The 24,023-nt window shown below is 68.6% G+C and carries 16 protein-coding genes; 10 read left to right on the top strand and 6 right to left on the bottom strand.

Annotated elements, in window-relative coordinates; all coding sequences use genetic code 11:
* Position 1: 1 nt before the first annotated feature.
* The 3 genes from EC845_RS20725 to EC845_RS20735 all read right to left on the bottom strand — a co-directional run bounded on the left by EC845_RS20725 (position 2) and on the right by EC845_RS20735 (position 3,696).
* On the bottom strand, positions 2-1,069 hold the full coding sequence (locus tag EC845_RS20725; RefSeq protein WP_123300081.1) for an ABC transporter permease: 1,068 nt from the start codon (positions 1,067-1,069) through the stop codon (positions 2-4).
* Complete coding sequence (locus EC845_RS20730) at positions 1,062-2,621, bottom strand: ABC transporter ATP-binding protein (RefSeq protein WP_123300083.1); 1,560 nt, start codon at positions 2,619-2,621, stop codon at positions 1,062-1,064. Before EC845_RS20730 ends, EC845_RS20725 begins: the two co-directional genes overlap by 8 nt.
* Positions 2,622-2,706: 85 nt before the next feature.
* Positions 2,707-3,696, bottom strand: coding sequence for a LysR family transcriptional regulator (locus EC845_RS20735; RefSeq protein ID WP_123300085.1), 990 nt, complete (start codon positions 3,694-3,696; stop codon positions 2,707-2,709).
* A gap of 123 nt (positions 3,697-3,819) precedes the next feature.
* Here EC845_RS20735 and xdhA point away from each other — a divergent pair, with 123 nt between their 5' ends.
* From xdhA to EC845_RS20780, 9 genes are all read left to right on the top strand, one after another.
* A complete protein-coding gene (gene xdhA, locus EC845_RS20740; protein ID WP_123300087.1) occupies positions 3,820-5,490 on the top strand; it encodes a xanthine dehydrogenase small subunit in 1,671 nt (556 codons plus the stop codon).
* Positions 5,487-7,853, top strand: a complete 2,367-nt coding sequence (gene xdhB, locus EC845_RS20745) for a xanthine dehydrogenase molybdopterin binding subunit (protein WP_123300089.1) — start codon at positions 5,487-5,489, stop codon at positions 7,851-7,853. The genes xdhA and xdhB overlap by 4 nt, the downstream gene beginning before the upstream one ends.
* A 72-nt stretch (positions 7,854-7,925) precedes the next feature.
* The gene (locus tag EC845_RS20750) at positions 7,926-9,158 is read left to right on the top strand and encodes an MFS transporter (protein ID WP_123300091.1); all 1,233 of its coding nucleotides are present in this window, start codon (positions 7,926-7,928) and stop codon (positions 9,156-9,158) included.
* Between the two features lie 214 nt (positions 9,159-9,372).
* Positions 9,373-10,908 carry a DEAD/DEAH box helicase gene (locus tag EC845_RS20755; RefSeq protein WP_123300093.1) on the top strand — a complete coding sequence of 512 codons (1,536 nt, stop codon included), beginning with the start codon at positions 9,373-9,375 and terminating at the stop codon, positions 10,906-10,908.
* A 315-nt stretch (positions 10,909-11,223) separates the two neighbouring features.
* Complete coding sequence (locus EC845_RS20760) at positions 11,224-12,198, top strand: sulfurtransferase (protein WP_123300095.1); 975 nt, start codon at positions 11,224-11,226, stop codon at positions 12,196-12,198.
* 114 nt (positions 12,199-12,312) lie between these two features.
* Positions 12,313-13,560, top strand: coding sequence for a YeeE/YedE family protein (locus tag EC845_RS20765; RefSeq protein ID WP_123300097.1), 1,248 nt, complete (start codon positions 12,313-12,315; stop codon positions 13,558-13,560).
* Between the two features lie 33 nt (positions 13,561-13,593).
* Positions 13,594-13,980 (top strand): DUF2946 family protein, encoded by a 387-nt coding sequence (locus EC845_RS20770; RefSeq protein ID WP_123300099.1) that lies wholly within the window; start codon positions 13,594-13,596, stop codon positions 13,978-13,980.
* A gap of 220 nt (positions 13,981-14,200) precedes the next feature.
* Positions 14,201-16,339: a TonB-dependent siderophore receptor gene (locus EC845_RS20775; RefSeq protein WP_148077364.1), complete on the top strand. Its 2,139-nt coding sequence runs from the start codon at positions 14,201-14,203 to the stop codon at positions 16,337-16,339.
* 13 nt (positions 16,340-16,352) lie between these two features.
* Entirely contained in the window at positions 16,353-17,960 is a 1,608-nt protein-coding gene (locus tag EC845_RS20780; protein ID WP_199739879.1) for a PepSY domain-containing protein, read from the top strand.
* A 20-nt stretch (positions 17,961-17,980) separates the two neighbouring features.
* Here the strand turns inward: EC845_RS20780 and efeO are convergent, their stop codons facing one another.
* From efeO to efeU, 3 genes are read right to left on the bottom strand one after another with little or no spacing between them, the layout of a single operon-like run.
* On the bottom strand, positions 17,981-18,838 hold the full coding sequence (gene efeO / locus EC845_RS20785; RefSeq protein ID WP_123300213.1) for an iron uptake system protein EfeO: 858 nt from the start codon (positions 18,836-18,838) through the stop codon (positions 17,981-17,983).
* A gap of 53 nt (positions 18,839-18,891) precedes the next feature.
* A complete protein-coding gene (efeB, locus tag EC845_RS20790) occupies positions 18,892-20,235 on the bottom strand; it encodes an iron uptake transporter deferrochelatase/peroxidase subunit (RefSeq protein WP_233598200.1) in 1,344 nt (447 codons plus the stop codon).
* 45 nt (positions 20,236-20,280) lie between these two features.
* Positions 20,281-22,305 (bottom strand): iron uptake transporter permease EfeU, encoded by a 2,025-nt coding sequence (gene efeU / locus EC845_RS20795; protein WP_123300103.1) that lies wholly within the window; start codon positions 22,303-22,305, stop codon positions 20,281-20,283.
* A gap of 220 nt (positions 22,306-22,525) precedes the next feature.
* On the opposite strand from efeU, the gene EC845_RS20800 reads away from it, so the two are divergent.
* Positions 22,526-24,019 (top strand): PLP-dependent aminotransferase family protein, encoded by a 1,494-nt coding sequence (locus EC845_RS20800; protein WP_233598201.1) that lies wholly within the window; start codon positions 22,526-22,528, stop codon positions 24,017-24,019.
* The last annotated feature ends 4 nt before the right edge of the window (positions 24,020-24,023 follow it).

Consider the following 24,023-nt stretch of genomic DNA (forward strand, 5'->3'; position numbering starts at 1 on the left):
CTCAGGCACTCCTTTGCAGTTTGATGCGGTAGGCGACCAGGGTGTCGCAGGCCAGCAGCGTGAAGAGCAGCAGGCCCTGGAACACGCCGGTGATGGACTTGGGCAGGCCCAGTCGCGATTGCGCCAGTTCGCCGCCGATGTAGAACATGCTCATCAGGATGGCCGAGAGCACGATGCCCACCGGATGCAGGCGGCCCACGAAAGCCACGATGATGGCCGCGAAGCCATAACCCACCGGGATATAGGGGGTGAGCTGCCCGATGGGGCCGGCGACCTCGAGCCCGCCGGCCAGGCCGGCCGCGCCGCCCGAGATCAGCAGGGCCACCCACAGCGAACGCCGGCCGGAGAAACCGGCATAACGCGCTGCCGCCGGGGCCTGGCCGCCCACCAGTTGGGCAAAGCCCGCGCGGGTGCGGAACAGGAAGATCCAGACCGCCACCACGCCCACCAGGCCCAGCACCAGGCCGATGTTCATGCGCGAGCCGTCCATGAGGCGCGGTACGCGTGCCACGGCCTCGAACGTCTTGGTCTGGGGGAAGTTGTAGCCCAGCGGGTCTTTCCAGGGCCCGAAGACCAGGTAGCTCAGCAACTGGATGGCGACATAGACCAGCATGAGGCTGACCAGGATCTCGTTGGCGTTGAAACGGTCGCGCAGCAGCGCGGTGATGCCCGCCCAGGCCATGCCCCCGACCACTCCCGCGATCAGCACGGCCACGACGATGGCACCGCTCGACCCCTTGTCGGCCATCAGCGCCACGCCGGTGGCGGCGATGGCGCCGATCACGTACTGGCCCTCGGCGCCGATGTTCCAGACGTTGGAGCGGAAACACACCGCCAGTCCCAGCGCGATGATGAGCAGGGGCGTGGCCTTGACCATGAGTTCGCCCAGCGCATAACTGGATTTCACGGGCTCCCAGAAAAAGATCTGCAGGGCGCGTACCGGATCCTTGCCCAGGAACGCGAACAGCGCCACGCCGATGATCACGGTGATCAGCAAAGCCAGCACCGGCGATGCGTAGACCCAGAGGCGCGAGGCGACGGGGCGTGCTTCGAGCTTGAGCTTAAGCATGGAGCGCCTCCTGTTCGGCCAGGCTGAGGGCCTCGCCGAGCTCGTGGTCCCACAGTCCGCTCATCCAGGCGCCGATCTGCTCGATCGTGGCGTCGCGCGCCATCACCGGCGGCGACAGCCGTCCCTTGGCCATCACATACAGCCGGTCACTGATTTCAAACAACTCGTCCAACTCCTCGCTGAGCACCAGCACGGCACAGCCCGCATCGCGCAGGGCCAGGATTTCGCCGCGGATCTGCGCCGCGGCCCCGACGTCGACACCCCAGGTGGGCTGCGACACGATCAACAGTTCCGGTCGGGCATCGATTTCGCGGCCGACGATGAACTTCTGCAGATTGCCCCCCGACAGCGAGCGGGCAGCGACATGCACGCCCGGCGTCTTGACGTTGAAGCGGCGGATGATGGAGCGGGCCTGCTCGGCCAGCGCCCCCTGGCGGATCCAGCCGCCCGATCCCACGGCCTCGCGCCGGGTCAGCAGCAGGTTGTGGGCCAGCCCCATGGCCGGCACGGCCCCGCGGCCCAGACGTTCCTCGGGCACGAAGTGCAGGCCCAGTTCGCGGCGCTGGCGCGGGCCCAGATGGGCTACGGGCGCACTGCCGATGCGGATGCTGTCGCGGCCGGAGCGGCGAGCCGCACGGGTGTCTTCGCCGGACAGCGCATACAGCAACTCGCGCTGGCCGTTGCCCGACACGCCGGCGATGCCCACCACTTCGCCGGCACGCACCTGCAGATCGATGCCCTCGAGCGCCACGCCGAACTGGTCCTCGCTGGGCAAGGCCAGTTGACGCACGTCCAGCACCACGCGGCCGCCGGCCGTGCCCCGGGCCTGCAGCCGCAGCGGCTCGGCCCCGATCATCAGGCGCGACAGCGAGGCGTTGTCCTCCTGCCGGGGATCGCAGGCACCGGTCACCTTGCCGCCGCGCAGCACGGTGCAGGCGGTGCACAGCGAACGGATCTCATGGAGCTTGTGACTGATATAGAGAATGCTGCAGCCCTCGGAGGCCAGTTGGTGCAGCACCACGAACAGTTTCTCGACCGCCTGCGGCGTCAGCACCGAGGTGGGCTCGTCGAGAATGAGCAGACGGGGATTGGACAGCAACGCACGGATGATCTCGACCCGCTGCATCTCGCCCACCGAAAGGGTGTGGACCGGCCGGGTGGGGTCGACGTCCATGCCGTATTCACTGGCCTTCTCGACCATGCGGCGCTGCACCTCGGCCAGGCTGAGCGACTTGTCGAGTCCGAGCCACACGTTCTCGGCGACCGTCAGCGTATCGAACAGGCTGAAATGCTGGAACACCATGGCCACGCCCAGGGCCCGTGCCTCCTGGGGATTGCGGACCTGCACCGGCTGGCCGTCGATCACGACCTGCCCCTCGTCGGGGCGGACGGAGCCGTAGATGATCTTCATCAGCGTGGACTTGCCCGCGCCGTTCTCACCCAGCACGGCGTGGATCTCGCCCGGCGCTACAGCCAGCGTGACATCGCTGTTGGCGACCACGCCGGGATATCGTTTGGTGATGTTCTGCAGGACAAGGCGTGGCGAGGTCATGTTCGTAGGGTCTTTGAAGCGTGCGGGATTTTAGTCGGGGCGGACGGGCTGGCTGCGCTCGAACCGCGGCGCGATCCGGACGGGACTAGGCTTTTTCGGCCAGCGTCCTTCTGGCGGCGGGTGGCGGGGGTGCTGCGGGTTCGCCGCCGCCGCGCAGCCCGGCCGCCACGCTCTTGACCGTGTCGCGCAGCCAGCGCACGGCATCCGACTGGTGGGCCCGGGCATGCCAGAGCTGGTAGTACATCATCCGGGGCATGGGCACCGGGCACGGCAGGATCGCCACGGGCAATTCGTCCACGAAGCGCTCGCAGTACTGCCGCCCGGTGGTGAGCACCAACAGGGTATCGGCCACCATGGCGGGAATCTGCCCGAAGTGCGCACAGCGTGCCGTGACGCGCCGGCTCATGCCCTGCAGCGCCAGATGGTCGTCGATGAAACCCTTGGCACCGGGGTGCAGCGGGGTGGGCGCGACGTGGTCGGCGGCCAGCCAGTCGTCGGCGGTCCAGCCCCGCCGAACGGCCGGATGCTGGCGCGACACCAGGCATACCACCTCGTCGCCGAACAGGCGGCCCATGTGCAGATCGTCCGACGGACTGGGCCAGTTGCCGATGACCACGTCGACCTCGCCCTGCTCGAGCTGCTGCCGGTAGCTGGTCTCGCCCGAGAGCGGATAGAACTCGACCGCACACAGGGGCGCCTCCTGCCGCAGACGCACCATCAGGCGCGGCAGGAAGACCGGGTCGAGGTAATCGCTGGCAGCCAGCCGGAAGGTGCGCTGGGCCGTGCGGGCGTCGAAACGGCGCACGTCGGTGAACAGCACCTCGGCGGCGCGCAGGATGCTGGCGCTGGGCTCGATCATGCGCTGCCCGGCGTCCGTCGGCACCATGTTGGCACCGGAACGCACCAGCAAGGGGTCGCCCGCGAACTCGCGCAGCCGCTTGAGAGCGGCCGACACGGCGGGCTGGTGCATGCCCAGCTTGACGGCGGCACGCGAGACACTGCGTTCAGTCATGACGGTGTGGAGGACTCGGATGAGATGGAGGTCTATCTTGTCCAAAAGCGTCTGTTCTCTCATACCGCTCTCCGGATGTATTTCATATGCCCTATCTTATGCAGAGGACGGCGATTGCCACTACCCTCCATGTAACGAAGCCTGCACGCCCAGGCCGCACCCCGATTGTCCGTAGCCCGCTCCACGATGACCTCCGCCTCCACGCCCGCCCCTACGCCGTCCTGCACGCCCATCACCTTCGTGCGGCGAGGCGAACTCGTCACCTTGCACGACGTGCCGCCCGACCGCACCCTGCTCGACCTGCTGCGCGAGGACCTCGGCTGCAGCGGGACCAAGGAAGGCTGCGGCGAGGGCGATTGTGGGGCCTGCACGGTCGTGCTCGCCGAAATCGACGGCGGTTCGCCGGACACGGCGGCCTCGTCCACGGCCGGTCTCAAGTACCGCGCGATCAACAGCTGCATCCGGCTGGCCCACTCCATCAACGGCATGGCGCTGTGGACGGTCGAAGACATCGCAGCCGACCAGCCCGGCTTCGTCTTTCCCGACGAGACGGGCGCAGCGCCCGCGGCGGCCTCAGAGCCGGCCGCTGCCCTGGCCGACCTGCACCCGGTGCAACAGGCCGTGGTGCAGTGCCACGGTTCGCAGTGCGGCTTCTGCACCCCGGGTTTCGTGATGAGTCTGTTCGGCATGTACCAGGCTCAGGCATGCAAGGACAAGGCCAGCCCGGGCGGACGCTGCAGCCAGCCGGCCGTCACGCGCGGCGAGGCCCAGGCGGCGCTGTCGGGCAACCTGTGCCGCTGCACCGGCTACCGTCCGATTCTCGACGCCGCCCAGTCGATGCAGGCGATGCCTCGCCAGTGGGTCGACGAAGCGGCCGTGGTGGCGCGCCTGGACGAAGCCGCGCAGCAGATCATCGGTCGCCCCGGCAGTGCCGGCGAGGCCTATCTGCGCCCCACCACCCTGCCCCAGTTGCTGGCATGGCGCGCCGCTCGTCCGCAGGCCCAGCTGGTGGCGGGCTGTACCGACGTGGGCCTTTGGGTGACCAAGCAGCACCGGCAGTTCACGCAGGTGCTCGACGTCACCGCCGTGCGTGAACTGCAGGCGGTGGCCGAATCGGCCGACGGCCGCTGGCTGGAGATCGGCGCGGCCGCACGGCTGGCCGACGCCTTCGACCACCTTGCCCGGCGCTGGCCCGAACTCACGACCTTCACGCGCCGCTTCGCCGGCCTGCCGGTGCGCAACTCCGGCACCCTGGGCGGCAATGTGGCGAATGGCTCGCCCATCGGCGACTCCATGCCGCTGCTGATCGCCCTGGGTGCGCAGGTGGTGCTGGCCAGCGTGCGCGGCGAGCGCGAGCTGCCGCTGGAATCCCTCTACACCGGCTACCGCCAGAATGTGATGGCGCCGGACGAGGTCCTGGCCCGGATCCGCGTTCCGCTGCGCGACCCCGCAGCGGCGCAGCGGGCCGGCTGGCTGCGCGTCTACAAGGTGTCCAAGCGCTACGACGACGACATCTCGGCCGTGTGCCTGGCCCTCTCGATCCAGCTCGACGCCCATGGCCAGGTGGCCTGGGCATCGATCGGCGCCGGTGGCGTGGCGGCCACCCCGGTGCGCGCCCGGCAGACCGAAGCCCGCCTGCTGGGGCAGCCATGGAACGCCGCGACCGTGCAGGCGGCCATGGCCGCCCTGCGCGCCGAGTTCCAGCCCATCTCGGACATGCGCGCCTCGGGCGCCTACCGCCGGGCCCTGCTCGGCAACCTGCTCTGGCGGTACTGGCTCGAAAGCCAGGCCCCCGCCGGCACGTCCCCGATCCGGCTGGAAGACCCCGACACGATCTGCCCAGGAGTTTCAGCATGAAGATCTCAGGCCACCCCGCGCAAGGCGAAACCGCCGCGCCCTCGCCTGCCGACACGACACACACCGCCCGCACCGCCAGCGGCCAGTCGCACATCCACGAAAGCGCAGCCGCGCAGGTCGCCGGTGCGGCCACCTACATCGACGACATTCCCGAGATCAAGGGCACGCTGTACGCGGCGCCCATCCTGTCGACCGTGGCGCATGGCCGGCTCAAGGGCGTGGATGCCCAGGCCGCGCTGGCCATGCCCGGCGTCAGGGGCGTGGTGCTGGCCAAAGACGTTCCGGGCGACAAGATGCTGGCCTCGTTCACGCACGACGAACCGGTCTTCGCCCTGGACGAGGTCAACTACATCGGGCAGGTGATCGGCCTGGTCGTGGCCGAGACGGTGATGGCCGCCCGCCGCGCCGCCCGCAAGGTCGTGGCGGACATCGAGCCCCTGCCCGCGATCCTGACCGTGGCCGAAGCCCTGCAGGCCGGCAGCCAGGTCGCGCCGCCGGTGACCGTGGTGCGCGGCGATGCCGAGGCCGCGCTGGCACGCGCCCCCCATACCCTCGAGGGCCGTTTCGAAGTGGGCGGCCAGGAACATTTCTATCTCGAGGGCCAGATCGCCTACGCCCTGCCGCTCGAGCAGAAGCAGTGGTGGGTGTACAGCAGCACGCAGCATCCCGGCGAAGTACAGCATTGGGTGGCGCATGCACTGGGCCTGGATGTGAACCGCGTGCGCATCGAGTGCCGGCGCATGGGCGGCGGCTTCGGCGGCAAGGAAACGCAGGCAGGCCACCTGGCCGTGTGGGCCGCCGTGGCCGCCCGCAAGTTCGCCCGGCCGGTGAAGCTGCGCTTCGACCGCGACGAAGACTTCATGATCACCGGCAAGCGCCATCCCTTCGCCTATGCGTACCGCGTGGGCTACGACGACACCGGGCGGCTGTGCGGTCTGCAACTGCAGTTGGCGGCCAACTGCGGCTTCTCGGCGGACCTGTCCGGCCCGGTGGCCGACCGTGCCATCTTCCACAGCGACAACGCCTATTACCTGGAAGACGTGTCCATCGTCTCCCACCGCTGCAAGACCCACACCCAGAGCCACACCGCGTTCCGGGGCTTCGGCGGGCCGCAGGGGGTGATCGCCATCGAGACCATCCTGGGCGACATCGCCCGCAAGCTCGGACTCGATCCGCTCGACGTGCGGCTGCGCAACCTCTACGGCATCGAGGATCGCAACGTCACCCACTACCAGATGACGGTGGAGGACAACATCCTGCAGCCCCTGCTGGCCGAACTGGAGACGAGCGCCGACTACCGCCGCCGCAAGGCCCTGATCGAGACCTGGAACCGGGCCAGCCCCGTGATCCAGCGCGGCATCGCCATCACGCCGGTCAAGTTCGGCATCTCGTTCACGGCCACCCTGTTCAACCAGGCGGGTGCGCTGGTCCATGTCTACACGGACGGCAGCGTGCAGGTCAACCACGGCGGCACCGAGATGGGCCAGGGCCTGCACACCAAGGTCGCCCAGATCGTCGCCGACGAGCTCGGCGTGCCTTTCGATCAGGTCGTGATGACGGCCAGCGACACGGCCAAGGTCCCCAATGCCAGCGCGACCGCCGCATCGAGCGGCACCGACCTCAACGGCCGGGCCGCGCAGTTCGCAGCCCGGCAGGTGCGTGCCAACCTCGCCGAGTACGTCGCCGGCGTGGACGGCTGCACGGCCGAAGCGGTGCAGTTCGTGCACGGCCAGGTGATCACGCCGCGGAACGTGCGCGACTTCGCCGACGTGGTCCACGCGGCCTACGCGGCCCGGGTACAGCTCTGGAGCGACGGCTTCTACCGCACGCCCAAGATCCACTACGACAAGCACACCCTCACCGGCCGCCCCTTTTTCTACTTCTCGTACGGCGCGGCCTGCACCGAAGTGGCGATCGACACCCTCACGGGCGAAAGCCGCGTGCTCAAGGTCGACATCCTGCACGACGTCGGGCGCAGCATCAATCCGGCGATCGACATCGGCCAGATCGAGGGCGGCTTCGTGCAGGGCATGGGCTGGGTGACCACCGAGGAACTGGTGTGGACCGAGCAGGGCCGGCTGGCGACCCATGCCCCGAGCACCTACAAGATCCCGGCCACCGGCGACATTCCCGAACACTTCAAGGTCGCGCTCTGGCCGGAGCCCAACCGCGAGGACAACGTCTTCGGCAGCAAGGCCGTGGGCGAACCGCCCTTCATGCTCGCCGTCAGCGTGTGGGAGGCCCTGCGCGACGCCGTCGCCAGCGCGCGCAGCCGTTCGAACCCGGCCGGCGGTCCGCTGGAAATGGACGCGCCCGCCACGGCGGAGCGGGTGCTGCGGGCACTGGGCGGCATTCCGGACTGAAAGCCGCACGGGCGAGCTGCGGTGGTCGGCGGGGCCCCGGCAGAGCCCAGCGGCTTCGGCAATACTCGGCGCATGACGTCTCCCCCCTCCCCAGCCGGCGCATCGCAGCCCGCCGCTTCGCCGCGCCGCGGCCTGTCGACACCGGTGCTGCTGCTCATGGCCGTGGCCTCGGGCCTGTGCGCGGGCGGCAACTACTTCAATCAGCCGCTGCTGCACTCGATTTCCGTCAGCCTGCGCATCAGCGAGGATCTGGCCGCACTGACGGTCACCCTGGCCCAGGTGTCGTATGCGCTGGGCCTGGTCTTTCTGGTGCCTCTGGGCGACAAGTTCGAGCGCCGTGGCCTGGCCGTGGTGCTGATGCTGCTGGCCGCCGCCGGGCAGTTCGTCAGCGGCTTTTCGGGCAGCCTGGGCCAGTTGGCGCTGGGCACCGCGATGGCCGGCCTGTTCTCGGTCGCCGCCCAGGTGCTGGTGCCGACGGCCGCGGCCCTGTCGGCCCCCCGGCACAGCGGGCGCGCCGTCGGATTGGTCATGAGCGGGTTGCTGGTGGGCATTCTGGCGGCGCGCAGCGTGGCCGGCCTGCTGTCGGGGCTGGGCGGCTGGAACCTGGTCTACCGCGTCTCGGGCGTTGCCATGCTGCTGGTCGCCCTGGTGCTCTGGCGGGTGCTGCCCCCCTCGCGCAGCGAGCTGCGGGCCAGCTACCCCGCCATCCTGCGTTCGCTGGGGGCGCTGGTCGTGCAGCATCCCCGGTTGCGCAGCCGTTCGCTGCTGGGCGCCCTCTCGTTTGCCTCCGTCAGCGTGCTCTTCTCGACCATGGCACTGATGCTCTCGGGTCCGGCCCATGGCCTGGACGACACGGCCATCGGCCTCATCGGCCTGGCCGGCATCGCCGGGGCGCTGATGGCCAACCTGGCCGGGCGGCTGGCGGACCGGGGCTACGAGCAGTCCGTCACCGCCGGCTCGGTGCTGCTGCTCGGCGCCAGTTGGTACCTGCTGTGGCTCGGCGGCGAGACGCTGGCGTGGTTCCTGGCCGGCATGCTGGCCATCGACCTGGCGCTCCAGGGGGTTCATATCAGCAACCAGAACGTGGTCTACCAGCTCGACCCGGCGGCCCGCTCGCGCATCAATTCGGTGTACATGACCAGCTATTTCATCGGCGCGGCCAGCGGCTCAGCCCTGGGGGCGCTGGCCTGGCGGCATGGCGGCTGGAGCAGCGCCTGCCTGCTGGGACTGGCTCTCATGCTGCTCGCCCTGGGGGCGCTGCTCTGGGACCGGCGCCTGGCGGCGCCACGCCACGCCAACGATTAACGGGCGAAAGAGCGGCGCTCGTGCGACAATGGGGGTTGTGCCATGGCTCCAGTTCCATGGCCAGGGCAACGCGCAGGCCTCAGGCCGATCCGCTGCGAGCCTGACCTCTTCAACCCCATCTGCCTTTGACTGGCGCGCATCTGCCCCTGGCGACTGCGTGACAGGCCGATTCCCAGGCCACGCCTAGCCGTGCGCCTGGCTCCCTATTTTCTGTATGACGTTTGAATCACTGAATCTGGCTCCGGCCATCCTGAAGGCCGTCCAAGAGCAGGGCTACGACTCGCCCACCCCCATCCAGGCCCAGGCCATTCCCGCCGTGCTGGCGGGCGTCGATCTGCTGGCCGGCGCCCAGACCGGCACCGGCAAGACCGCCGCCTTCACCCTGCCCCTGCTGCAGCGCCTGAGCACGGGCCGCAGCGCGGTCAGCAAGTTCGGCGGCACCGGCGTGCGCGCCCTGGTGCTCACCCCCACCCGCGAACTGGCCGCCCAGGTCGAAGAGCAGGTGCGCAACTACGGCAAATACCTGCAACTCAAGTCCACCGTGATCTTCGGCGGCGTGGGCATGAATCCCCAGGTCGACCGCCTGCGCCGCGGCGTCGACATCGTCGTGGCCACGCCCGGCCGCCTGCTCGACCTGCAGCAGCAGGGTGCACTCGACCTCTCCACGGTCGAGATCCTGGTGCTCGACGAAGCCGACCGCATGCTCGACATGGGCTTCATCCACGACATCCGCAAGGTGCTGGCCCTGCTGCCCCGCCAGAAGCAGTCGCTGCTGTTCTCGGCGACCTTCAGCGACGAGATCCGGACGCTGGCCACCGGCCTGCTGAACAATCCGCAGTCCATCCAGGTCACGCCGCGCAACACCACCGTGCAGCGCATCACCCAGGTCGCCCATCTGGTGGGACGCAACCAGAAGAAGGCGCTGCTCACGCACATCATCGACAAGAACAACTGGAGCCAGGTCCTGGTGTTCACGCGCACCAAGTTCGGCGCCAACAACGTGGCCGAACACCTGACCAAGGCCGGCATCCCGGCAATGGCCCTGCACGGCAACAAGAGCCAGTCGGCCCGCACGCAGGCCCTGGCCGGCTTCAAGAGCGGCACCGTGCGCGCCTTGGTCGCCACCGACATCGCTGCCCGCGGCATCGACATCGAAGACCTGCCGCACGTCGTCAACTACGAACTGCCCAACATCAGCGAAGACTACGTGCACCGCATCGGCCGTACCGGCCGTGCCGGCGCCAGCGGCGAAGCGGTGAACCTGGTGTGCCTGGACGAAGAAGGTTTCCTGCGCGACATCGAGAAGTTCATCAAGCAGGCCATCACACGCGAAGACATTCCCGGCTACGGCCCCGAGGCCGGCGAGCAGGCCGAACCCATCGCCATGGGTCGCCAGACCCTGTGGGGTGGCGTCGGCAAGCCGCCTAGCCGTGAAGTGATGGCGGCGGCAGCCAAGAACGCCCGTCGCGAAATGATGGAACGCGTGCAGCAGAACAAGCCCCGCCAGGGCGGCAACGGCGCAGGCCGGGGCGCTGCACCCGCCGGTGCCGCACCGCGCGCGGACGGCCGCCGCAGCGGTGGCGGCAACACGTCGGGCAGCGGCCGTGCGGCCAATGCCCACGGCGGTGGCCGCGGTCCCGGCGGCAACGGCGGCGGTGCCCGCAGCGGTGGAGGCGGCACGGGTGCCGGCCGCGGCAATGGCGGCGGCGGTCATCATTCCGGCCGTTCCAGCCGCAACGGCAGCTATTGAGTCTCAGGCGGCCCGGACGTCGACCGACGTCCGTTCGCCGCCCCATCGGGGACAGGCGCAGATCCGCCATCGCGGCGGGTCGTCATCGCGCCGCCCCGGCCTTCCCAGCCCAGGGCCGCAGCGCACGCCCCGTACGCCGTTTGCCGAATAAGGGTTTACCGGGATATTCAAAAATCGACTAAGCAGTGGATTTCTTGTCGCTTAGCGGCCATGCGACGAATGTCTACAGTTCGAGGCTTCCCCGGGCTACTCCAGCAATCATAAAAACTCCCGGGCCACCAGCGTAAAGCGACTGATGACTTCGAGGAGTTGACCATGGTTCATTTCAAGACCGCACTGCCGGCCTACAGCACCCGCACGTTTCTCAAGATCGGCCTGATCGGCGGCAGCCTTCTGGCCAGCGGCCTGGCTTGGTCGCAAAACCCGTCCAGTGCCATTCCCAGCGGTCCGCTGGTGAGCACCGAGTGGCTGGCGAGCAATCTCGAGAATCCCAATATCCGCATCGTGGAAGTCAGCGTCAATCCCGGCGTGTACGAGCGTGGCCACATTCCCGGCGCGGTCAACTTCTCGTGGCATACCGACCTCAACGACCGCATCCGCCGCGACATCGTCACCCAGCAGAACTTCGACACCCTGCTCTCCACGGCAGGCGTCAAGCCCGACACCACGGTGATTCTGTACGGCGACACCAACAACTGGTTCTCGGCCTGGGCCGCCTGGGTGTTCGACATCTACGGCACACCCAACGTGAAACTGCTCGACGGCGGCCGCAAGAAATGGGAAGCGGAAAACCTGCCGCTCAACAACCGCGTGCCGCAGTACGCGGCCACCCACTACAAGTCGCCCAAGGTCAACAGCGAACTGCGCGCCCGGCTCTCCGATGCGCTGGCCGCCGCCGAAGGCAAGAGCGGCAGCAAGCTGATCGACATCCGCTCGGCCGACGAGTACAACGGCAAGGTGTTTGCACCCGCCGGCGTGCCCGAGCTCGCGATCCGGGCCGGCCATATCCCGACCGCCGTCAACGTGCCCTGGGGCCAGGCGGTCAAGGAAGACGGCACCTTCAAGTCGGCCGAAGACCTGAAGAAGATCTATGCCGCAGTGGGCATCGACGGCCGCTCCCCCGTGATCACGTACTGCCGCATCGGCGAGCGCTCCAGCCACACCTGGTTCGCGCTGTCGAAGATCCTGGGCTACAACGTGCGCAACTACGACGGCTCGTGGACCGAGTACGGCAACGCCGTGGGTGTCCCCATCAACAACCCGGCCGGCACCATCTGGGCTGCCAAGTAAGGTGGCGAAAGCAGGAAATCCCCGGCGATTTCCTTCATCACCCCGACCCGCCTCGTGCGGGTTTTTTGTTGCCGCCCCGAGCGCGGCACGGCCCTCTTCCGCCCCCGTCTTCCCATGCCTGCAACACGAACAAACGCCTCCCCGCCCATCCTGCCGCCGCTGGCCGCCGCCGGCCTGCTTCTGGTCCTGGGCGTCCTGGGCCACGAGATCAACCTGCTCAACAACGGCCGGACCCTGGCCTTCGCCCTCTGGCTGGGCGTGGCCTTGGGTTTTGTCTTCCAGCGCGCGCGTTTCTGCTTTTTCTGCCATGCCCGCGACTGGTTCGACAGACGCGATCCACGCGGCCTGCTCGCCATCATCCTGGCCATTGCCGTCGGGCTGATCGGCTACACCGTGGTGCTGGGCAGTTGGCTGCCCACGCCCATCGCGGGCCGACTGCCGCCCGACATCCACATCGGCCCCGTCAGTTGGGTGCTGGTCGTTGCAGGGCTGGCCTTCGGCCTCGGCATGGTGGTCTCGGGGTCGTGCATCAGCGCCCACTGGTACCGGCTGGCCGAAGGCTCCACGGCCTCTCCCTTTGCCCTGCTGGGCACGGCGATCGGGTTCCTGATCGGCTTCAAGACCTGGAACCCTCTCTACGCATCCAGCGTTTCGGATGCCCCCGTCGTCTGGCTGCCCGCCCACCTGGGTTACGGGGGTGCATTGGCCCTGCAGTTGGGCGTGCTGGGCGCACTGGCCTGGCTGCTCTGGCGCCATGGCAAGCCGCCGGCCAAGTCGTCCTCGCCGAACCCTGACCCCAGCGCGACCGCAAGTGCGACGACGGCGCAATCCGCGGCGTCCCCCCGCACGCTGCGATCGCTCTGGCAACACGTGTTCACGGGCCGCTGGCCCTACTGGACCGGTGGCCTGGCCGTGGGTGTGATCGGTTTCCTGGCCATCGTCCGCATGCGCCCGCTGGGAGTGACCACCACGCTGGGCAGCACGACCCGCGGGTTCTCGAGCGAACACGGCTGGATCCCCGAGCGGCTCGACGGATTGGACGGTTTTGCGGGCTGCGCCACCGCCCCCGGCGCGGAATGGCTCACACCGCATGCCGTGCTGCTGGCCGGACTGATCGGCGGCGCCTTCGTCGCTGCGCTGCTGGCGCGGCAGTTCAAGCCCCGCTTGCCCGGTCGGCGCGACATCGTCCGCGGACTGCTGGGCGGCATCCTGCTCGGCTGGGGCGCCATGACGGGACTGGGTTGCTCGATCGGCACGCTGCTGTCCGGCAGCATGGCCGGCGCGCTCTCCGGGTGGGTATTCGGTGCCGCGATGTTCCTGAGCGTGGGCATCGGGCTGCACGTATCCAGACGTGGTTCATGACGTTCAGGAATTACTGAACGCTACAATCCCGCCATGCAACGACAGTCCGTCCGTTATCTGTTCCTCGCCCGCGCCGTTCTGGTGTGGTTCGCGATGACGTTGGCGGTCGCCATGGCCTCGCCGGTGGTGCACCTGTCGTCGATGCAGGCGGTCTGCACGACCGATGGCGGCGTGCGCTACATCTCGCTGCATGACACCGAGGACGCCGACCCAAGCGCCGGCAAGACCCATGCCCTCGAATGTGCCTTGTGCCTGGCCCTCAAGGAGCCGCCGTCGGTCGCCGTCGACGTGCCCAGGCTTGCGCCCCATCCGCTGGCGCATGCGCTCACCCCCACCGTCTCGGCCCGCATCGAGGCGTTGATCGGCGCGCCCTTGCCGCCACGCGGTCCCCCTGCGCCTCTGCACGCTGCCTATCGGTGATCGCGACGGCCCGGCCGTCGGCATGACGCACCGCGCATCGCTGTCTTTCGTACCGGACTCGCGCAGTGGGCCCGCCTTGGGCGCCTGAGCGATTCGTCCGGGCCGATGGCCATGGAGTTCCTGCCCGGCGCAAGACCTTTCGTGGCGAACGACGGCTGTCTCCTGGTTTGCCGAGCCTTCACCCGTGTCTGGGGGCCCGGCTCGTTTCGGCTTTTCCACCATGTCCATTTCTCGACGCCCGAGTGCACGCGCGGCCGCGCGCCTTTCCGTCCTGCTGCCCGCCGCCCTCACGCCGGCCGCCTTCGCTCTTGCCCAATCCGCGGTCACGCTGCCGGCGGTCACCGTCCGCGCTGCCGATGCCAATGCGTCGCCCCTCGCACAGCCCCTGGCCACCGGCTCCAACCTGGGGCTCACGCCTCTGGAAACGCCGGCCAGCGTGGAGACCCTGACCCGCGAGCAATTGGAGGAACGCGGCGACAGCACGCTGATCGACGCCATCACCCGGGCCACGGGCATCAGCAGCATGGCCCACCCGGGCAATGGCGGCAGCGCGCTCGCCGCCCGGGGTTTCACGGACACGGCCTCCGTGCTCCAGCTGTACGACGGCATGCGGCAGTACGGCGGCCTCGGCGTCACCTACCCCTTCGACACCTGGGCCATCGAGCGCATCGACGTGCTGCGCGGTCCGGCTGCGGTGCTGTATGGCGACGGCGCCATCGGCGGCGTGGTCAACGTGATCCCCAAGAAACCCACGCGCGGAGGGGTGGAAAACGAGATCCAGTCCACGATCGGCACGCAGGGGAAAAAGGCACTGGCCTTCGGCAGCGGCGGCTCGATCGACCACCGCGTGGCCTATCGGTTCGATGCCAGCGCAGACCGCTCGCAGGGCTGGGTCGATCGCGGCGACACCCGCCACCTGAGCGTTTCGGGGGCCCTGCTGTGGGATGTGACCCGCGACCTGCAACTGCAGCTCAGCCATGCGCAAGGCCGGCAGAAACCCATGCGTTACTTCGGCACGCCGCTGATCGAGGGGGCCCCCGTGGAGGCCCTGCGCGAGCGGAACTACAACGTCGAGGACAGCAAGATCCGCTACCGCGACCGATGGACCGACCTGTCGGCACGCTGGAGCCCCGACGCCGACACGGTCGTCAAGAGCCGTCTTTACGTCATCCAGAGCGATCGCTACTGGCGCAACGCCGAGGGCTACGGATTCAATGCGGCGACCGGCTTGATCGACCGCTCGGACAACACCGAAATCGCACACGACCAGACCCAGGTGGGCAACACCACCAGCGCCACCTTCAAGGGACGACTGGCCGGCCGCGACAACACGTTCTCGCTGGGCTTCGACGTCAACACCAGCACGTTCCGCCACACCAACAACACCTACACGGGCAGCTCGCCTTCCGTCGATCCCTACAGCCCGATCCCGGGCTACTACAGCAGCGCCGTGCCCTTCATTCCACGCTACGAGAACAGCGCGGACCAGTACGCCCTGTTTGCAGAAGACCGCTTCGCGATCACCGACCGGTGGTCGCTGGTCGGCGGCGTGCGGTACGACCACGTCACGCTCGAACGCAAGAACCTGATCGCCGGCACGCGGGCCTTCAAGCGCAACTACAGCAACGTCGGCGCACGCATCGGCACGGTCTACCGGCTCACGCAGGACACCTCGCTGTATGCCCAGTTCGCCAAGGCGGCGGATCCGGTCGGCTCGCTGCTGACGCTCTCCCCGGCCAACAGTGCCTACGACCTGGCGACCGGCAGGCAGATCGAAGCGGGCATCAAGCATGCCTTCCCGGACGGCAAGGGCGAATGGACGCTGGCCGCCTATGAAATCCGTAAAAACAACCTGCTCACCCGCGATACCGCCAACCCGGCGCTGAGCCAGCAGGTGGGAGAACGGTCTTCGCGCGGCATCGAATCGAGCCTGACGCTGGCCCTGGGCCGCACGATGCGCCTGGATGCCAACGTGGCCCTGCTGCGCGCGCGGTACGACAACTTCACCGAATCGGTGGGCGGCGTGCCGATCTCGCGCAACGGCAAGGTGCCGACGGATGTGCCCGAGCGCCTGGCCAACCTCTGGCTGAGCTGGGATGTGCAGCCCGACTGGACGCTGTCGGGCGGTCTGCGCCACGTGGGCCAGCGTTATGCCGACAACGCCAACACCTTGAAGCTGCCGGCCTACACCACGGCCGACGTCGCCGTGCAGTGGCGGGTGCAGCCGGCCACCACCCTGACGCTGCGCGGCTTCAACGTGTTCGACAAGTACTACTTCACCACGGCCTACTACACCAACACCCAATGGTTCGTGGGCGAAGGGCGCCGGGTCGAGCTGACGCTCAACCATCGTTTCTGAGGCACAGAACACGATGTCGTCCGTGCGCACGCAGGCCCGGCGATGGGTCTACCTGGTCCATCGGTGGCTGAGCATCGGCACCTGCGTTCTGGCCCTCCTGTGGCTGATCAGCGGCGTGACGATGCTGTTCGTCGGTTATCCCAAGCTGCTGCCCGGCGAGCGCCTGCAATCCTTGCAGCCCCTGCAGACGCTCGCCGGCAAAGATTGCTGTCTGCCCACCGAAACGCTGCTGCAGCGATCGCCGCAGACATCGGCCGGCGTCCGGCAGCTCATGCTGATCCGCGAGGGGGACCGGTTTCTCTACCGCGTTCAGGACGCAAAGGGCGCCTGGGCTCTTTTCGATGCCCGCACCGGGCAGCGACAGCCGCCGGCGGACGCCGCCGCCGCACTGGCCGGTGCCCGTCGTTTCGTGCCGGGTGCGGCCGGCGCCGTCGTCGGTCGGGTGCAGGAGGACCGCTGGACGCATGCCGGTTCGCTCGACGCGCACCGCCCGCTCTGGCAAGTCGAGATGCAGGACACGGCCCGTACGCGTCTGTACATCTCCTCCGCCACGGGTGAGGTGGTGCTCGATCTGCCCCGCACACAACGCCTGTTGAACTACATGGGCGCATGGCTGCACTGGCTCTACATGTTCCGCGAAGGCTCGCGCGACCCGGTCTGGAGCTGGACGGTGATCGTGCTGTCGGCACTCGGCACCGTGGCCGTCGTGACCGGGGCAATCGCCGGCATCTGGCGCTGGCGATTTCAGGGCCGCTACAAATCGGGCTCGCGTTCGCCCTATCGGGAAGGCTTCATGCGCTGGCACCACGTGCTGGGTCTGGTCTTCGGTGCCGTGCTGGCGACCTGGATGTTCAGCGGACTGATGTCGATGAACCCCCTGGGGGTGTTCAGCGCCCGGGGCCAGTCGCCCGATCTGCTTGGCTACCGGGGCGGCTCGCCCGGCATGCAGCAGCCGGCGATACCGGCGCACGAGGTGCTCGACGCACTCGCGAGCACGCCGCTGCGGCCGGTCGAGCTGGAATGGCGCGTGCTGGGCGGCACGGCTTTTGTGCTCGCACGCGACAGGCTGGGCGAGACACGCCTGCTGCGCCGAGACGACCACGGCCGGCTTGCCGTCGCGCGCGAATGGACGGACGACGAACTGATGGCGGTCGTCCCCCGGCTGTTCGGCTCGGCGCATCTCGTTTCCGCAGCGTACCTCGGCGCCTTCGACGCCTACTACTTCGCGCGTGGCGACAGCTCCATGTATGCGGGCGAGGACCGTGCCCTGCCCGTGCTGCGCCTGGTCTTCGACGACCCCGGACGCACACGGGTCTACGTGGCGCCCGCGACAGGCGAAGTCGTCCTGAGTGCCGATCGAGCCGAAAGAGCCGGACGCTGGCTGTTCAACCTGCTGCACAGCTGGGACTTGCCGGCGATGCTGCGCCCGGCGCCGGTCCGCGACGGCGTGCTCATCCTGCTGAGCCTGGGCGCGCTGGGCATCGCGGGCACCGGCACCGTGCTGGGCCTCAGGCGCCTGACGCAGAACCGCACGGGAAAACCCAGACCGAAACGGGCCAACGCCTCGCCCGCATCGCCGGCACGACGCTCACCCACCGCGGCGGACCCCGCCCGACGCTGACCCGCCGGGGACGTCATCGATCAATCGAGACCCATCATGCCGCGCAGCTTCGACAGATCCTCGGCCAGCGTGTTGACACGGCCGGCCAGCATCTTGCGATCGCGTTCGGAGAGCTTGCTGTAGGTCTCGAAGCTGCCGTCCGGCTTGCGGTACTTCCTGAGCGTGTCGAACACGACCTTGAAGTTGTTCTGCGTCTTTTCGGCAAAGGCCTTGTCCTCGCGCTGCACCAGCGGCAGCAACAGTTCGACGATCTTGTAGGCCCCTTCGAAGTTGGCCTGGAAATCCCACAGATCGGTGTGGCTGTAGCGGTTTTCCTCGCCGGAGATCTTCGTGGCGGCGACCTCTTCCATCAGCACGGCAGCACCGCCCACGACTTTCTCGGGCGGAAAGGTCAGGGCCGAAAGACGGCTCTGCAGTTCCTGCACGTCCTTGAGCAGCTTGTCGGCAAAGGGCTCGAGGCCCTTGGTGCTCTTGCTCACCCACAGACCGTGTTCGATGCGGTGGAAACCGCCGAACTCAGGATCCTTCTCGGCTTTCTCGTGATCGTCGGCGCGCGAGTCGATGGCGCCGTCCAGGTCGCTGAAGAGCTCGGCCACCGGCTCGATCTTTTCGTAGCTCGTGCGGGTGGAGGGATAAAGCGCCTGGGCCTTGGCCACGTCGCCGGCCTTGACCGCCGCGGTGAAGGCACGCGTGTCGGTCACCAGGCGGCGCACGTTGTCGATCACGTAGAGCTTGTACTCGGTGACGGGCGTGACCAGTTCCTGAGGGGCGACGGCCGCCTGGACCAGGCCGGCGTGGGCACCCAGGCCGGCCAGCAGGCAGGTCGTCAGCAGGCGGCGCGATGCGCGCAGGCGCAAGGGGGATAGGGACAGGGACATGCAGACTCCTTCTTTGATGTTGTGCATGGGAGAAAGAAACCGGTGGACACCTCTCAGGCCGTGGCCGCGAGCAGCGTTCGTCCGAAAAAATCGCCCGCCTCGCGGATGCCGGGCAGAGTAAAGAAAAAACCGCCGCCGACGGGCTTGATGTATTCCTCGAGCGGCTCGCCATCCAGGCGTTTCTGCACGGTGACGAAGCCCTCGAGCAGATCGGCCTGATAGCAGATGAACAGCAGCCCCATGTCGAGCTGGCCCGACTTGGTCACGCCGTTCGAATAGTTGAACGGACGCCGCAGGATGAGGCTGGCTTCATCGCCCGGCCGGCGCGGATTGGCCAGGCGGATGTGGGCGTCCAGCGGCGTCTGCTTGCCGGCGGGGTCGTCGAAATACAGCGGCACATGGTGTTCGGTCTGGCCGGAGGTGCCCAGCGGCGCCCCGCTGTCCTTGACCCGGCCCATGATCGCTTCCTGCTCGCGCAGGGGCGTGCGATCCCAGCGCTCGACGAAGTTGCGGATGATGCGCACCGCCTGGTACGTGCCGCCCGTGGCCCAGGCCGGTTCGCCCCGCCCCGGCCCGATCCAGACCACATCCGCCATCATCTGGCGGTCGGCCGAATCGGGGTTGGCCGAGCCATCGCGGAAGCCCAGGAAATTGCGAGCGCTTTCGGGCGGCTGGCCCGGCCGCGCAGGCACGGAGGGCACGCTGCCTTCCTGCTTCCAGCGCAGCACCAGCAGATCGGGCAAGGCCTTGATGATGTCGCGCAGCGCATGGATATTGGTGTCCGGCGTGTTGGCGCAGAACTGCAGCGTGAGGTCGCCATGGCAGAGCGCGGCATCCAATGCATCGTTGGGATGGCGTTCCATGCGCTGCAGCCGTCGCGGTTTGGCCGATGCCAGGCCATAACGCTCGTCGAACATCGCGTCGCCCAGGCTGAGCGTGACGGTGAGCGCATCGGGTGTGACGATGGGACCGAGCAGTCCCGAATCGGCGGGCGGCAGGCGCGGATCGAGCACGGGGGCGGGGCCGCCCTGGGTCAGGAAGGCCACGCGCTCGGTGAGCGTGCGCAGCAGGCGTTCGAGTTCCTGGCGATCGGCCGCGAGCACGTCGAAGGCCGCCACCATGCCGCAGGCAGGCCTGGGCGTCACGATACCGGCCTGGTGCTCGCCAAGGTAGTCGTGGCGCTGCTGCAGCGTGTCGCTGTGCGGTGCGTCGGCCACCTGGCCTTGCGCGGCAGCGAGGGGCGCAGCCTGCGCGGGGCCGGCTGCAACAGCCGTCCAGGCCGCAGCGCCGGCGCCCAGGCTCTGCAGCAGGCCGCGGCGCGACATCATCGGGCAACCGCCGCCGTCCGGGCCGGGCGTGGATGGACCGGCTGCAACGGCGCGATCGGAAGATGGCATGGAAGGCTTGGCGTTCGGGGAATTCATGGTGGCGTGATCCGGCAATCAGCGTGACGGGGCCTGCGGCACGTCGAGATCCGCGGCCTGCGACAGCAGGTCGAGTGCATCGGCCAGGGGACGAAGCCCGGGGGCTGCCGGTCCGGTGTCGGGCCAGGCTGCCCACGCGCTCTTGGCGGCTGCAACCGCTTCCGGCCGCGACACGGCCAGCACGGGCAGCAGCAGGTCGAGCACCCGTGCCGTACCGGCACGCAGGCCCGCCAGTTCGGCCGCCTCGGTGGCGCTCGGGGATTGCCCGTGCGGCGACAGGCCGTCGGCCTGCCGCCGCACGGCCGAAGCCGTGGCGGCCAGCAGTTGGCGAGGCGTGAGCTCCAGCGTACGCAACCGAGCGGCAAGCGTATCCAGATCCTGTGCGGCCGCCTGCAGGGCGGCCGCCGTCAGGTCCGGGCCCTGGCCCGCCGCGCCATCGAGGGCCAACCGACGCAGGCCCGTGGCGGACGCCCCGTCCCGTCGCGCATCGCGACCGGTACCGCCCTGCGCGGCGGGTGCCACGCTGGCATAACGGGCCACGGCCTGCTGCAGCAGGTGCAGGGTCTCGGGCATGTTGCCGTCCTGCAGGGCGGATTCGGCCTGGCTCAAGGCGTCCTGCGCATCGCTCACCTGCAACAGAGTGAACACCCGATACTCGGCCAGCGCACCGATGAAATCCACCATCTGCGGCGCACGGGCCCGGCTGTCGGACTCCGCGGACGCCGCCACCCGAAGCCGGCCGCGCGGGCTGCTCAGCAGTCCGCAGGTGATGGCGTACTCGCCCGGCTGCAGGCGCACGCTCAGCGTCTGGGTCAAGCCAGGGGCGATGTTCTCGCGCTCGTCGACCACCATCACGCCGTCGAGAATCTCCCACTCCAGCGAACGTTCGGATCGATTGACGATGACAAAACGCGTCCGGCCCGCAGGCACCGCGATGTCGGACGGGTCGCAGGTGTTGTCGCTTACGGTCACGGTCACCACACGCTCGCCGGGCGCAGCCGGTGCGCGCGGGCGCCCGGATGCCGCCTGGAAGGCATACAGTCCAGCCAGCACCAGCACGGCGGATACCCCCAGCATGCCACGCCAGAACGCCGCAGAGGGCGGAGGCACGCCGGCGGATGACCTCTGCGAGGCGCTCGACGGAGCGGCTGCCGGCGCACCGGCCGTGCCGTGCCCAGGCCTTGTCGTCCCCGTTTCAGCAGTGCTCTTGGCCGCCGCGGGCAACGCCCGATTGCGCCGACGTGCACCGATCGCCAGCGCCAACACGCAAGCCAGCAGGTAGACGATGTAGACCGCGAACTCGCTGGCTACCGGCGTGGCCTGGTAACCCAGCAGGCCGGCCAGCACGGAGCCGGCCACGCTGTCCATGGGCAAGGCATCGCTCCAGTCGAAAACCACCTGCTGGCCCAGATTCCAGATACCGGCTTCGTGCAGCTTGCGCAGCGAACCCGCCAGCAAGCCTGCCGCCACCAGCACGATGAGCAGCGACGTCCACGCAAAAAACCGCCGCAGATCGAGGCGCACGCCGCCCCGGTACAGCAACACGCCCAGCAAAGCGGCCACCGCGATGCCGCCCAGGGCACCGACCGGCGACTGCCAGCCCGGACTTTGCTGAAACACGGCGAGCAGGAAAAACACCGACTCCAGCCCTTCGCGGGCGACCGCCAGGAACACCATGCCGACCAGTCCCCAGGCCCCGCCTGCACCGGCCGCCTGATCGACCGCGCCTCGCAGCCGGGCGCTCATGCCGCGTGCCGACCGGCTCATCCAGAACACCATGTAGGTCAGCATCCCCACGGCCAGAAAACCGACGATGGCCTCGAACAGCTCCTGCTGCTTCTGCGGGAAATCCGCAGCCAGCCACTGCAGGCCCGCACCGACGGCCAGGGACAGCGCCACGGCCAGGCCGATACCCACGCCCATCACGGGCATCCAGCCTCGCCGTCCGGTCCGGCCGAGGTAGGTGGCGACGATGCCGATGATGAGGGCGGCTTCCAGCCCCTCGCGGAGCATGATGAGAAAAGGTGCGAGCACAGAGCCCATGAAAGCGAATCCTGTTGTTGTTGTCACGGTTGCCGGGCTCCATCGCCTGCCGAAGCGGAGAGTGCACGACAACCATTTGCATTTACGCCGGAATTCTAGCGGTCCGCGTCATTCCCCTGCCGGCACGCGGATACGGGTCGGTTTCACCCCTTTGCATGGGCAGGCAGGGCAACCGGCCGCCGATGGCCGGCCTGTCGCCGATGCCATACTTGAGCAGACCATGAATCGACTGACGGACCCGGCCATGTCGCCCGCTTCACCCCTGCCCCCGCTGTCCGGCGACGCCACGCAGCCTCTTTACCGCCAGGTCTACGAGCGCTTTCGGCTCGGCATCGTGCAGGGCTTGCTGGCGCCCGGCGACCGCATCCCCTCGGCGCGTGCCCTGGCCCAGGAATTGGGCGTTGCCCGCGGCACGGTCGAGCTGGCCTATTCGCTGCTGAACGCCGAGGGATATGTGCAATCGCGCGGCCAGGCGGGCACCGTGGTCGCGCCCGGACTGCACAGCCTCCAGCGCGTGCCAAAGGCTGCAGCGGCAGCACCCTCCCCTGCAAGAATCGAGACGGCCCGAGGACACGACGTCAAGGCGCAAGACGGCGGTTGGGTCCTGCAACCCGAATCGGTCCTGCCGCTGCAGATGGGCCTGCCCGCGCTCGATGCGTTTCCGCGCAAGATCTGGGCGCGGCTCGGTGCACGCCATCTGCGCGCCACGCAGATTCCGGGGCTGGGCTATCCGCCGCCAGGCGGGTTGCCCGCGCTGCGCCAGGCCATCGCGGCCTATCTGCAAATGGCACGCGGCATCCAATGCCTGCCGTCGCAGGTCTTCGTGACCTCGGGTCTGCGCAGTTCGCTGCTGCTGGCCACGCAGGCGCTGCTTGTTCCCGGCCAGCGGGTCTGGACGGAGGATCCGGGCTATCCGCCCACCCGCCAGTTGCTCACCCATCTGGGCCTGCATTGCGTGCCGGTGCCGGTCGATGGCGAGGGTCTGATGGTGCACCGCGGACTGGCTCTGGATGAACACGCCAAGGCCGCCGTGGTGACACCCGCTCACCAGAGCCCTCTGTCGATGTCCTTGTCCCTGCCGCGGCGACAGGCGCTGCTGGAATGGGCTTCACGCCGTGAGGCCTGGATCGTCGAGGACGACTACGACGGCGAATACCGTTACGCCAGCCGTCCCCTGCCCGCACTCAAGAGCCTGGACCGCGACGGCCGCGTGCTCTATGCAGGCACCTTCAGCAAGGTCCTGATCCCGGCACTGCGCATGGCCTATCTGGTGGTGCCCGAGACACAGGTGCCGCGCTTCGAACAGGTCGCCCAAGTCTGCGGCAGCGGCGCACCCACGCTGACCCAGGAGATCGTGGCTTCGTTCATGGCCGAAGGCCATTTCGTTCGGCACATCCAGCGCATGAGGCGGCTCTATGCCGATCGGCGCGAAACGGCAGTGGCCGCGTTCTCCGGCATCCTGTCGCCCCACATGCGGATCGAACCGCAGCCCGGCGGCATGCACCTGATCCTTCGCATGGCCGGTCACCACACCGACCGGTCCCTGGTCGCCCGCATGCGCGCCGGCGGCCTCTACGCCCAGGCCCTGTCGCGCTGGTCGATCGACACGCCGCCCGAATCCGCCGTACTGGTGAGTTTCACCAACATCGCCACGGCCGAACAGGCCGAAGCCCATGCCCGGCACATCCTTGCCTTGCTGCCGCAGCAGCCGTGACCGG

This window comes from Comamonas sp. BIGb0124 (genome assembly GCF_003752175.1).
Taxonomy (GTDB): domain Bacteria; phylum Pseudomonadota; class Gammaproteobacteria; order Burkholderiales; family Burkholderiaceae_C; genus Comamonas_F.